Here is a 12,782-nt window from a genome sequence, read left to right on the forward strand (position 1 = left end):
GGTGCGTTAGTCCACCTTTGTGGCGGATTCCTTGATTTTCTTGGCTTCCTTGCGTTTACGGATCTTGTCCTTCACCCAACTCACCGCAGACGCGATGAGGAAGATGAGTTCAGCGATAAACACGCCGGTCATGGCTCCGAAGCAGGTGTAAAGCATCAGTTCCTGAAATTCAGTCATGGTCGCACCTCCATTAAGCCAGGAAATCGTCATCCGCATCGGTTGCGAAGTCGGACTCGGCGCTTGCCTTACCACCCAGAGGTTCACCGGCACGGATGAGCTGCAGGTTGTTCAGACCGCAGGCGATACCCTTGTTGCCGTTGGAGTTGAAGGCATACAGATTGATGCTTGCACGGCCGTACACGCCGGAGTAAACCTCGGAGCGGGTCAGCACAGGATTGCGGTCAGCATCCACAATGCCGGGTGCGGTAGCGGAGTTGGCATTGATGAAGTAAGCGTTGGCGTAGGCAGGATCATCGGGTCTCTCGATATCGCCGTCGCGCAGAGGGGTCTTGATGGCAGCCAGAGGGGGTACGCTCTTGCTGTTGCCCTTCAACTTGGACTGACCCTCCTGGTAGGCAGCTTCGATTGCCGCCTTGATCTTTGCGACAGTCTTGGTGTCGGACTTGGGAATGATGAGGCTAACACTGTACTTGGGGGTGCCGCCGTTAATGGACTTGGGTTCCCAGACATTGGCATAAGACCAACGGGTGTCGGGACCAGTGATGACCTTCATAGGGTTGTTGACTCTGTTTGCGTTGTTAGACATATTAAAATTCCTCCATAAAATCATTTTTGGCTGTGTTCATTGCCGGACGTTTGTCGCTCTCCGGCACGAGCGTCGGTTTGCCTTGCGGCTTTTCAATGTAGGGAGCGAGAAGTTCCTCAAAGCGGGATTTGCCGAGCATCTTCTGCATGGCAGTGACGCCGAGGACTTTGCGCTCATAGGGGTCGAAGCCCGCACTCTCCACGGTGGCGGCAACAACGGCTTCACTGGTGTACTTGCGATTGGAACGACCTTCGACCAGTTTCCACCCAGTCCATTCCTTTCCGCTGATAGCCTGCTGAAGGGCATATTCCTTCACATCGGATGCCCACGCAGTCAGCGCATCAACCTTGCCGAGGATGTCTGCGATTTCCTCATCATCAAGGAGTGCAGGGGGCTGGAAATCGTACCGAGCCAGTTCCAGGTTGGCGGCAGCGCGCTCTCTGCATTCGGCCTTTGCCTTACAGAACCGACACCACTCACCGCAGTGGAAATCGCCCTGACCTTCATAGGCCAGTTTCGCTTTCTGGGTCAGATCGGTATCTGCCCATTCGAGCAGATCGGCCTTTTCCATCTCGTACACGCTGACATTGGCCTTCCGGGGTTGGAAGATGGTCATGCGGACAGTATCGATGTCGTAGATGTCATCGAAGATTTCCAGGGCACCCAGGGCGTACAGCATCATCTGGGGATTTGCCACGGACGAAACCTCAACGCCTTTCCCGTGCTTGTAATCGCAGATGTTCATCACACCGTCAGCGATAACGATGCAGTCGGCAGTTCCGAATCCGTCCTGAACCCAATGGGAGAAGTTCACTCGTTGTTCAATCATGACCACAGGGTCGGTGCAGGTCTGTTTTGCGGTTCCCAGAAGTTCCACCACATAAGCGGCATATCCGGCAGCGCATTCCTCCATCTCCTCGTTGTACCAGGAGAGGTTTTCGATGGGGTCTTCTGTGGGCATCCCCAGAGCCTGCTTCAAACGGAACTCGCAAAGGGTGTGGGCATCGGTGCCCTCGGCAGCATAGTCACTGCCTTTATCCTCGTAGTTCTCGCATAGCCGAGCTGAGGGCGGACAGTTGAGCCACCGTTCGGAAGAGGATGCTGACAGAACAGCGTGTTTATTTGCCATCGGTCAGCACCTCCGCATCGGCAAGCAGTGCCTTGTAGTGGGCGGGGTTGATCTGGGACAGCTTTGCTGCACCGTATTTCTGGAGCAGAGAGCGGATCTCTGCGGTATGACCCTGGCGGGACTTATCTGCAAGAACCGCTCTGACCTGTTCCAATGTCAGTGCGGGTTCGACGGGAGCAGCCGCTTCTACATCACCTACGCCACTGAACATCTCTGCAAGCCAGTTGGCGGCATCGTTAATAGCGGCAGCAGCAGTGCGCAGCTCTTCGACGGTCGCAGCCATATCGCTCATTTTGCTCATCCTGTTTTCCTCCTTCCGTAGATTGACTTTGAATCAGCGCCAGCTTCATAGCCAGTCGCCTGGACACCACGCTGATGGCCGTGAGAACATCGATAAGTTCCTGGTCGGTGCCGGTGCCTCGTTTCTTCTGGGCTTCGTACATCCTGTTCACCTCCTTGGAAGGAGCGGTGTCGTTTTTGCTCTTTCCACTACCCACTGGAGGTGAGGTAAGCGTTTGAACAGAGAAACCCAGAAAATTTTTCAAAAAAATCTCCAGTCACCAAAATGATGACTGGAGCAGGTGTTTAGATGTAATCTCCGAGCAGAACACGCAGTCTGTCAAAGGCTTTCTGTTTTCTGTAATTCACAGCACTCTGGTTGTTATAGCCCATGATGGAAGCAATATCCCTCTCGGATTTACCTTCCATAATCAGTTCGCAGATACGGCGACCTTCGGGGTCGAGTTCCTGCAATTTCTGGTAAAGGGCGCAAAGCAGTTCACGATCTTCCATGATGGACTGTGCGTTGGGGGTATCGTCCTGCAAGTCATCCGCCCAACTCTTCTGGTTACCTTCGCTGTCCTCAACAGTGTAATCCAGAGAGAGGTTATCTCCGGCGGCTCGGAATTCACAGGCAAGGCAGTCGCCGTCACACATCCAGGTCTTGGACTTGGGACACATACACTGACCGTGTGCCTGGGCGCGTTTGCGGGTAGCCCAAATATCACGGTAATATGCGTAATACTGCTCTTCGGTCACTTCTACCCAGGTCTTGAGGCGGTGGATGTAAACTTTGTACTCACGGGTTGACTTCTGATTTTCATTGCTTTTCATAGGTTGTCCTTTCCGCCTGGTCAGCGGAGGGCGGAAGGACACAAAAGGTCTGTGCAATTCGATACACAGACCCTTGAAGCCTAATATGGGCGCAACAAGAACAGGGTACCGATATTGCAACCCACCCGCGATGCGGTGGGAAGACAATATTTGTATCCTCGGCCCTTATTGCAAATCAGGCTTTGAATAATTAAATTGTTCAGCCTACGGGGGTTCCGCCTGACTGTGCTTTAATTATAGAAGAAAGGACGTCATTTGACCCGGACACGGCGTGTCCGCTGAATTCAGGGGTAAAAACGCAAAAAGACCTCTCCAGACGAGCGCTATGGCTCATTGGAGAGGGCGCAAAGATGCTGCGGGGGTCAAACTCGCCTCGTTTTGCCGGACATGATATGTCCACCCAGAGAAAAAATATTTTTGAATTTTTTGCGACACACGGTTGTGTCCGCTTTATCGGACTATAAATCTGGTATGGTTTATAATGAACAGCTGCAAACGATACACTTGTTCACAGAAAAGTAACACGACTGTCGCAACATTTTATTCGCATACTCGCTCTATTGTATTGATTTCTCGAACACAACGTGTTATAATATATGATGTTATATTGTCTGCATTCGCAGATACACAAGAAAGGCGAGGTGTACTATGGGTATTAACTATAAGCGGCTTTGGAAACTCCTTATTGATAAAGACATGACAAAAACTGAATTGAGGAAGCAGACCGAAATAGCTTCGAGTACCCTATCGAAGATGAGTAGAAATGAGTATGTTTCTTTAGAAGTCCTTGTTCGCATCTGCTGTGCTTTGAATTGCGAATTAAGTGACATTGCTGAAATAGAAAAATAACGAAAAGGTGTTTACAGATATGGAAGAAAAAAAGATTGTGTCTGTCAGTCTCTTTTCTGGAGCTGGTGGATTAGATGTGGCCAGTTTTCTGGCAGGAGTCCCTGTGGTTTCAAGCACGGACTTCGATTCGGACTGCATAAAGACACTCAAAATGAATGAACTGTTTGAAAACTCTGAAGTAATCGAAGGAGATCTACATCAGATAGAAAGCAGTGTATTCTCTGATATTCTGAGAAAGAGGGATTACGATAAGTTTATTGTCATCGGTGGAGCCCCGTGTCAGCCTTTTTCTAAAGCGGGATATTGGGTGGGCAATAACACTCGTAAGGGAATTAACGACCCCCGTGCTACATTGGTGGACGAATACCTGCGTGTGGTTTGTGACCTTCATCCAGATGGCTTTGTGTTTGAAAATGTAGAAAGTTTGCTTCATCCTACAAATCGCGTCATTGTTGACCGCTTCATTGAAATCATTACAGAGCAAGGGTATAAGTATAAAATCGTTCGTGCCAACGCCCTGGACTATGGTGTATCCCAAAAGAGAAAACGCCTATTTATCCTTGGTACCTTGGGTGAATTTCAAAGTGATGAGCCGCGAAAAACGCACTGTGCACCCGAAGAGTGCGAGCGAACTGGTTTGTTGCCCTATGTAAATGTCGGTGAAGTTATCGCCGGGTATGACGGTCCAGAATACTACGAACCCGAGGAAGAAACCAAAGGTGGCACCTATTATAGTGATCTCTGCGAAGTACCCCCCGGCATGAACTACAAAGCACTTACGGCTTGGTATGGCTATGAGAATCCCAAGTTTGTTGCGGATAAGCGTTTTTGGAGTTTCCTTTTAAAGCTGTCACCAGATATGCCTTCTTGGACGATTACTGCGCAGCCTGGTCCGTGGGTTGGCCCTTTCCATTGGGATAACCGAAGACTCAGAGTGCCAGAAATTGCAGCTATTCAGACATTCCCAAAGGGATATAAGTTCTATGGAAGCAGAAGATCTGTACAGAAGCAGATCGGTAATGCTGTTCCTGCACTTATGGGTAAAGCGATGATTGAGTTTGTGAAAGAGAGTTTACAGAAATGAGTATAAAAGTTCTAAGCATTTTCTCCGGCGGTGGCGGAATAGACTGCGGTTTCAAAAAGGCAGGCTATGATATATGCTTCTCCACCGATTTTTGGCAGCCGGCTTGTGACACATTAGAAAAGAATAAAGTCGGTCGCTTAGTTAGATGTGCAGATATACGCCAAGTTGACTACGCCAAAGAATTGGCATCTATTGGCCTTTCTGTAGGTGATATTGATGTATTGGCTGGTGGGCCACCTTGTCCTGCGTATTCAAAATCACGTTTTTACCGCACCGATAAAAAGCGAGCCCTTGAGGACGAAAATTCCTTTACTTTGTATGAGTATTTCCGTGCTTTAGAGGAAATTAGACCGAAAGTGTTCTTCTTTGAAAATGTGTTTGGCTTTGTTTATAAGCCCCACCAGGCGGCTTTTGATTTACTTAAGGAACGTGCGGATACTCTCGGCTATGATATTAGCTTCAAAGTTATCAATACTGCAAATTATGGTGTTCCGCAGATTAGAGAACGCTTTATTTGCATTGGCGTAAGACGCGATATCGGCAAACCTTTTGTTTTCCCCGAAGAGACACATTACAATCCCGAAAAACCGGGCGGCGATGCTGCTTTGGGAAAGAAACCGTGGGTCACCTGCGGTGATGCCATCGGAGACCTGGATTATGATCTTCCCGAAGATAAGGATATGCAGGCTGGTTCCAAACACAAAGACCTGCTCAAACTGGTACCCCCCGGTGATAATTATCTGTATTTCACAGCGGAACGTGGCTATCCAGAGCCTATTTTCAAGTGGAGATCTCGCTATTGGTCTTTCCTGCTGAAACTTTCCCCCGAAAAACCTTCTTGGACCATACAGGCGAGTTTCTCAAACAATATGGGACCGTTCCACTGGAAGAATCGCTTTCTGCGTATTAATGAAATCAAACGAATTCAGACCTTTGATGATGAGTACGAATTCTGTGGTGATTTTAAGGATCAGTGGCGCCAGATTGGTAACGCTGTTCCCCCAAGGTTGGTCGCACAGATTGCACAGGCTATAAGAGATCAGTATTTTAAGGAGGATTAAATATGCCAAACACACTGCCTTTTGGCACACAGTTTTCTCCAAACCAAATAGAACTACCGCAATTGCTCCAACTCATTATTGATAATGAAGGAGATGATACAGCACCGCTGATTACGGCTATTGTGGACACTTTTTTCAGTACGAATGCTGTGGAGCAGCAACGGAATATGGCAGGAAATTGCAAAAATTCTTTAGTTTCGTATGGAATTCTTGAAAATGGCGGAGGTGTCCGCATCACTGCATTTGGTCGTCAACTACATGAGATTGCTGATGAAACAGAACAATGTGAGGCTTTGGTAAAACACATACTTAAAAACCTTAATGGTATGATACTCATCGATGTTTTGCGTGGTATGCATCGCAATGGAGAACGGATTTCCAAGGAAACTGTCGTTGAGGCACTAAACTCTCGTGGGTTCGACCTTAGCAGAACCTCTAATAATGTCCCTGTTATGAAATTGTGGTTAAACAAAGCGGGTGTTCTTCGTGGGTGGAGGATCGACGAGCATAAACTGAGTGAATTAACTGAATTGTCCGAAGGAGAATTCAGATTGCTCAGAACGCTACGTCCAGAACAGTATTATTTTCTTCGCGCTCTTTGCAATACTGCCTCAGAAAACTATCAGAGAGCAGCAGATATCCGTCAATTGGCAACTGCAACCTATGGGATAACCTTTGTAGAAAGCAATTTCTCTCAGTCCGTAATTCGTCCCTTGACAGACAGAGGGCTCATTGAAATTCAGCGTGCTACGGGAGGTCATGGTGCTCGCACCCCTCTAGTAAAGCTCACAGAATTGACAAAGAGAGATATTGTATTACCTCTGCTGCAACAGTTGGAGGGTATAATCGACAGAGAGGTTATAGAATATCTTCAGAAACCTTTGGAAGAATTGCGCACGGATATTGATGCAACGGATAGTTATTTGAAAGGTCTGGCCCTTGAGGCTTTTGCTATTAGAATTATGCGAATCATTGGATTGGACTTTATTCAAACTCGCCTTAAGGGTAACGAAACGGCCGGCGCAGAAGTGGATGTTCTCTTTGATTCCAGTCGGTTGCTCTATACCAGATGGCAAGTACAATGTAAAAACACTCACAGAGTTTCACTCGATCAGGTCGCAAAAGAGGTTGGGTTATCTCACGTCCTGAAAACAAACGCCATTGTTATTATGACAACCGGCGTTGTTTCAGAGAAAGCCCGAGAATACGCTACCCAAATTATGAAAACAATGAATCTTTGTATAATTATGGTCGAAGGTTCTGATATTGACGCAATTATTGCGGAACCTACAAAAATACTGGAAATCTTCAACCGTGAATCCTTGAACGCCAAACATATAAAAGTTTTTGAATAAGGAGGGATATTATGCCAGAATACAAATGGGCACTTGGCAATGGTGATATTGTATCTGCGGATTACAACCGTACAGATGACTCGCTTTCAAACGAGCAAGTGTTGGCAGAATTGCAATCTGCTTTTCAGCAGTTTGGTCACTCTGTTCACTGTGAGCCTGTTAGTGATCAGCTTCCCGAGGTTTACACAATTACTTTTGACGATGCCACTCTGGGGAGAATTACTGTTTGTGCTAAAGGTACGACTCCTGGCGGACGATCCAACTTGAACGATGAGCAAAGAACGCAGCAAAAAAGTAAATATATAAATTATGCCCATTCAAGATTACAGGCGGGAGAGTCTGCCGTTCAGTTAGGAGTATATAGACGTGACGGTCAGACTGTGTTCTGTGCGTGGAAGCTGAAGCAGTCTTCTGCTGGAGCAGAAACCCCTATCTCAAAACAAATTAAGATTACAACAATTGCACAGGCCATGAAAGAGGGGTTCGTGCAGCAGGACAAGGGCTCTGGCGAGTATGCTTGCGCTTTCCGCAAAGAGTTTATGTATTTTTACATTCGTAATGCTGAATGGCTTCACGGCTCGCTTGTAACCGAACTGGCAGATCACAACAACCCCCTGCCAGACAGTCCTGTCGATAATGAGACAGCTTTCAGAGTTTGGTTTACAGAACTGGAAAAGGACAATGGTGAGCATTACTCTGAAAACACTCAGAATCAGTACATCAGTGCCTTAAAGGCTGTGGGACTGACGTTTGCGGATGCCATTGGGTCTTTCTCATCCATCTTTGAAATTGATGACATTGGAACCTTTGAAAGAGCAGTGTCTGCCATTAAAACAGATGCTGGTTTTGAGGAATTTAATCGCAATCGTGGTAACGGTTCATTGTCTGCTGGGCTGGATCTCTATAAGCGATTCTTGATTGAACGGACGGAGCAAGTCCAGAATGTTTGTTACAGTACAGGCTACCAAAGTGATTATCCCCGTAATCGCATTCTCTTCGGCGCTCCTGGCACTGGTAAGAGTTTTACTCTGAACCATGAAAAGGATCTGCTGCTTGTAGATGGCGGTGAATACGAGCGAGTGACCTTCCACCCAGACTATTCCTACGCCAATTTTGTCGGTACATATAAGCCTGTGCCCTGCAAGGATAGCGATGGCAAGGATGCCATCACTTATTCCTATGTACCCGGCCCGTTCATGCGCACTTATGTGAAAGCCCTCCAGAACAGCAGAACTGATGCCCCCAAACCTTTCCTGCTTGTGATTGAGGAAATCAATCGTGCCAATGTTGCTGCCGTGTTCGGTGATGTATTCCAGTTGCTTGACCGTGGTGATGACGAGGTCAGCGAATATCCGATCCAGGCATCCGAGGACATCAAAAAGTATCTGGCAGGAGAACTCGGCGGCAATCCCGACGATTACGCTGAAATCCGCATTCCAGACAATATGTTCATCTGGGCTACCATGAACAGTGCTGACCAGGGTGTATTCCCGATGGATACTGCTTTTAAGCGTAGATGGGATTTCACCTATTTAGGTATCGATGACAGTGAAGCCGGAATCGTTGGCAAAAAGGTCATCCTCGGTCAAGGTGACTATCGCCGCGTTGTGGAATGGAATGCGCTCCGCAAAGCCATCAACAATGAACTGCTCACTTATAAGGTGAACGAGGATAAACTGATGGGTCCGTATTTCATTTCCAAGAAGAATCTGCCGGAGGGCGAAATGATCGACCCCGCTGTCTTCACTCGTATCTTTAAGAACAAGGTTATTATGTACCTGTTCGATGATGCTGCAAAACAGAAGCGCATTACGCTGTTTGGCGGCTGCGATGAAAAGGCAAAGAACCAGTATTCCAAGATTTGCAGAGAGTTTGATACCAAGGGTGTTTACATTTTCTGCGAAGGAATCAGCAGCCAGTTTATTGATAATGCCCCAGAGGATGATGGAGAATGATTTCAGTATTTTTACGAGAACAAAAACGCTATACCCAGGAAGACCTGGTTAAAGAGTTTCGTTGCTCCGAGGAAAAGGCTGTCCGCATTCTGAAGCGTCTGAAAGAATATGGCGTTCTGAAGGCCGTAAAAGCAAATGACACACAGAAGGATCTCACCGATCTGTTGGATGAGGACATCGAAATCGCTGATGTTGAGGTCGGCGAAAACGAATATCTGTATGTGTTCACTTTTGTGGGCGTTATTACAATTGAGGGTCGTGTGCTGAAATGCTATCCGAAATATCTGCTCGATGCCACGGCCCCCAAAGCAGAACTGAAACAAGTGCTGAAGGTTCTGGAAAAGTACAATTCCAAGGAACAGATCATCCGTATGTACAACGATACGAGTGACAGCAGCGCATTTAATATGTTGGCTGTTATGCTGTTCCTCCTCCAGGATTATTTCGAGTATGGTGCCTATACCAACACACAGGACATTATCGAATCCAATGGGTCCGGTGACATCCTTTGGGATAAGACCATCAACGAAACTTTCACTCTCTTAAGCAACAACCGGCCGTATTACCCGGAATTGTTGACCATGAAGCGTGTGAATGACGATTTCGATTTCTTCAAGCGTCTGCATGAGTGTATCCTCACCCGTTGCACGGAGGAATTGCGAGATGCCGATCTGTTGGATCTGTTCGATATTATGGGTGTCGATATTTCCGATGAGCATATCGAGGACTTTGGTGACAAAGAGTATGTCCTGGAGCGCATTGTCAAAGAACTCAATGTCCAGTTCAATACCCGCAAACAACTTCTGCTGAAAACACTGTATGCCTACATAGCCAACAGTAGCGCACTGGACGATCTGGACTGCTTCAGTATGTTCGGAACGAACAGTTTCAATCTGGTATGGGAAAAGGTCTGTGCGGAAGTAATGGACAACCAATTGCAGAAGCCAATCGGTGGACTGCGACTGCCCGTACCTTTGACCGAGCAATACCGCGATATGCGGCATAAGAAACTCATTGATTTGATTGATAAACCGCAGTGGGCTGGAACTGCGCCGAGCGGCGAGTCGTTTGTAAAGCAGGCCGAGGATACGCTCATCCCAGACCTCATTTCCATCGTTAATGTCGATGGGGACTATCAGTTTATCATTTTTGATGCCAAATACTACAACATCCAATTGGAGCATAGCAAAAAGCTGCGTGGTCAGCCCGGTATCGAGTCCATCACCAAGCAGTATTTGTACCAGTTGGCCTATCAGCCTTTTGTGGAGGCTCACCAGATCAGCACAGTAAAAAACTGTTTCCTTATGCCAACCGCTTCTACGGAAATAATCGAAAAAGGCACTGCATCCCTTGCCATGTTACACAATCTGGGACTGCAGGATATTCAGGTGCGTCTGCTGCCTGCTGAGACAATGTACCGTCACTACATTGAAAACACGAAGATGGATGTACGGATGTTGAATCTATGATGCGAGGAGTTTAATTGTATACGATTGCAATTGTTTGTTGAAACCATTGCATATGAGACCACTTACAAAATTATAGAAAGGGGAATTTCTGTGGCTGACCGTTCGTTTAAGGAATATATCGGCAGCAGATTTTATGACCAGTTCTTTAATGCCATAAAATCGTATGTCATACAAAACCGCCATAATATCGAACTGAGTTCCCGCACGGTCAGCAGCGCCGATTACGCAGAACTCTCCGATTTTGAAATTAAATCCGTAGGAATCGATGACCGGGACGGAATGGGTATCGCATTTGACGTTCTCGTTGAGGCAGAGGTCTATGTTAAGGAACATCACCGTCATCGTGACGTAGATGAGGATACCTGTTTCCCGTGGTTCATCCTCTCCTGCACTGCCGATCTGTCCAGAAATATGGATGACCTCTGTATTCATCGGGTCGATCAGTACAATCAAAGAAACAAGCAAAACAAGCCTTTGTCGGATTCTCTCGTTCCTATCAGCTATAAGATTGACCTCGATAAGATAGCTACGGAATTTTTGAGGAAACACTACCCGGAAGCCCTGCGAACGCCTATGCCTGTTGACCCTACGGTTCTTGCCGACAGGCTCGGTCTTTCGGTCGTTACCCAGGAACTGACAGAGGATTTTTCTGTATTCGGGCAGATTTTCTTCCAGGATTGCGATACCGAAGTGTTCAATTCAGATACGGGAGAAATGGAACCGGCTCACTTTCCGGCAAAAACCATCGTTGTTGACCCCAAGGCATTTCACTTGAGAAATCTGGGTTCCGTCAATAACACCATCGTGCATGAGTGCGTCCATTGGGATCAGCACAGGAAAGCCTTTGAACTGGAGCGGCTTTATAACCGCGATGCTACACAGATAAAGTGCTTGGTCATTGGCGGTTCGAAGGGATCTTCCGACCGTACCGCAGCCGACTGGATGGAGTGGCAGGCAAACTCCTTGGCTCCTCGCATCCAGATGCCGATTGGTTCTTTTAAGACGAAAGCTGCTGAATTAGTCCGTAAATTCCAACGAGAATTGAATGCGGCTCACATCGTGGATGTAATGGAAGCTGTCATTGATGCCCTGGCGACCTTTTTCGTTGTCTCCCGCCACGCTGCCAAAATGCGTATGGTGGACGCCGGATACGAGGAAGCAATCGGTGCGTTCACTTACATTGACGGACACTATGTAAAGCCGCACGCCTTCAAAAAAGGCAGTTTGCAGAAAGACCAGACATACTGTATCAGCGCGGACGATGCCCAAATCATCGCCTTCAGCGATATGCGCCTTTCTGCTCAATCTCAAAAGGGTTCCTACATATATGTGGATTCGCATATGTGCTTGAATGACCCAAAGTATGTCACCAGAGATGAAAATAACACCGTGCAGATGACCGATTATGGTCGCTTGCACATTGATGAGTGTTGCCTGGTCTTCAAACTGAAAGTAAAGGCAACCAATAAATATGGCGAAGAATTTTATAAAGAGTGCGTTCTCTTTAGAGATGTGGATTCCGGCATTGTGTTCCAGACAACTTTTGCCAAAGAGGTCAGTGCCGATGTTATGGGAAAGGCAGATGCCATCCTCGCGCGAGAAATGGAGATTCAGAGAGTTCTCCAGGAACTGCCTGCTCAATTCGGTGCCGCTCTCATTTACCTTATGGAGTGGGTGGAAATCTCTGAAGAGACCCTGGCGGAGAAGGCTCTTGTCTCCACAAAGTTGGTTCAACGCCTGCGTAATAATCCGGCATACCCCAAAAATGTTGATTGCGTGGTTGCCGTGTGTATTGGCATGAACCTGCCACCAGAGTTGAGCAATGCACTTATCAACAGATCTGGCTTTACCCTGCGACTGGCGCAGAGCGAGGCGCATCTGATGTATAATTTTTTCCTTAACCACCTCTATATGAGTTCGATCCACGAATGTAACGATATGTTGGTGGCAAAAAATCTGCCGGTGATGACTGGTACAGAATGAGATAGTACCCTTGAAAAA

The 12,782-nt window shown here is 47.3% G+C and carries 13 protein-coding genes; 7 read left to right on the top strand and 6 right to left on the bottom strand.

All coding sequences use genetic code 11. The features are described from left to right. Window positions 1–6: 6 nt before the first annotated feature. The 6 genes from EQM06_RS12850 to EQM06_RS03160 form a co-directional block, all read right to left on the bottom strand. Window positions 7–177 carry a hypothetical protein gene (locus EQM06_RS12850; RefSeq protein ID WP_164914325.1) on the bottom strand — a complete coding sequence of 57 codons (171 nt, stop codon included), beginning with the start codon at window positions 175–177 and terminating at the stop codon, window positions 7–9. Between the two features lie 13 nt (window positions 178–190). Then, entirely contained in the window at window positions 191–766 is a 576-nt protein-coding gene (locus tag EQM06_RS03140) for a DUF2815 family protein (RefSeq protein WP_128744955.1), read from the bottom strand. A 1-nt stretch (window position 767) separates the two neighbouring features. After that, window positions 768–1,895 carry a DUF2800 domain-containing protein gene (locus tag EQM06_RS03145; RefSeq protein ID WP_128744956.1) on the bottom strand — a complete coding sequence of 376 codons (1,128 nt, stop codon included), beginning with the start codon at window positions 1,893–1,895 and terminating at the stop codon, window positions 768–770. Beyond that, window positions 1,885–2,106: a hypothetical protein gene (locus EQM06_RS03150; RefSeq protein ID WP_330548360.1), complete on the bottom strand. Its 222-nt coding sequence runs from the start codon at window positions 2,104–2,106 to the stop codon at window positions 1,885–1,887. The genes EQM06_RS03145 and EQM06_RS03150 overlap by 11 nt, the downstream gene beginning before the upstream one ends. Window positions 2,107–2,131: 25 nt before the next feature. Continuing rightward, a complete protein-coding gene (locus tag EQM06_RS03155) occupies window positions 2,132–2,392 on the bottom strand; it encodes a hypothetical protein (protein ID WP_230975006.1) in 261 nt (86 codons plus the stop codon). 88 nt (window positions 2,393–2,480) lie between these two features. Further along, complete coding sequence (locus EQM06_RS03160) at window positions 2,481–2,855, bottom strand: RNA polymerase sigma factor (RefSeq protein WP_230975007.1); 375 nt, start codon at window positions 2,853–2,855, stop codon at window positions 2,481–2,483. A gap of 801 nt (window positions 2,856–3,656) precedes the next feature. Between EQM06_RS03160 and EQM06_RS03165 the strand changes: the two genes are divergently transcribed. The 7 genes from EQM06_RS03165 (at window position 3,657) to EQM06_RS03195 (ending at window position 12,764) form a co-directional block, all read left to right on the top strand. Beyond that, complete coding sequence (locus tag EQM06_RS03165) at window positions 3,657–3,857, top strand: helix-turn-helix domain-containing protein (protein WP_128744959.1); 201 nt, start codon at window positions 3,657–3,659, stop codon at window positions 3,855–3,857. A gap of 19 nt (window positions 3,858–3,876) precedes the next feature. Then, on the top strand, window positions 3,877–4,941 hold the full coding sequence (locus EQM06_RS03170; RefSeq protein ID WP_128744960.1) for a DNA cytosine methyltransferase: 1,065 nt from the start codon (window positions 3,877–3,879) through the stop codon (window positions 4,939–4,941). Continuing rightward, entirely contained in the window at window positions 4,938–6,002 is a 1,065-nt protein-coding gene (locus tag EQM06_RS03175; protein WP_128744961.1) for a DNA cytosine methyltransferase, read from the top strand. Before EQM06_RS03170 ends, EQM06_RS03175 begins: the two co-directional genes overlap by 4 nt. 2 nt (window positions 6,003–6,004) lie before the next feature. Continuing rightward, window positions 6,005–7,357 (top strand): restriction endonuclease, encoded by a 1,353-nt coding sequence (locus EQM06_RS03180; RefSeq protein WP_128744962.1) that lies wholly within the window; start codon window positions 6,005–6,007, stop codon window positions 7,355–7,357. Between the two features lie 11 nt (window positions 7,358–7,368). Beyond that, window positions 7,369–9,312, top strand: coding sequence for an McrB family protein (locus EQM06_RS03185; RefSeq protein WP_128744963.1), 1,944 nt, complete (start codon window positions 7,369–7,371; stop codon window positions 9,310–9,312). Beyond that, window positions 9,309–10,781: an LlaJI family restriction endonuclease gene (locus EQM06_RS03190; RefSeq protein WP_128744964.1), complete on the top strand. Its 1,473-nt coding sequence runs from the start codon at window positions 9,309–9,311 to the stop codon at window positions 10,779–10,781. Before EQM06_RS03185 ends, EQM06_RS03190 begins: the two co-directional genes overlap by 4 nt. A 90-nt stretch (window positions 10,782–10,871) precedes the next feature. Continuing rightward, window positions 10,872–12,764, top strand: coding sequence for a transcriptional regulator (locus tag EQM06_RS03195; protein WP_128744965.1), 1,893 nt, complete (start codon window positions 10,872–10,874; stop codon window positions 12,762–12,764). Window positions 12,765–12,782 lie beyond the last annotated feature (18 nt).

It is taken from the genome of Aminipila luticellarii (genome assembly GCF_004103735.1).
Lineage (GTDB): Bacteria > Bacillota > Clostridia > Peptostreptococcales > Anaerovoracaceae > Aminipila > Aminipila luticellarii.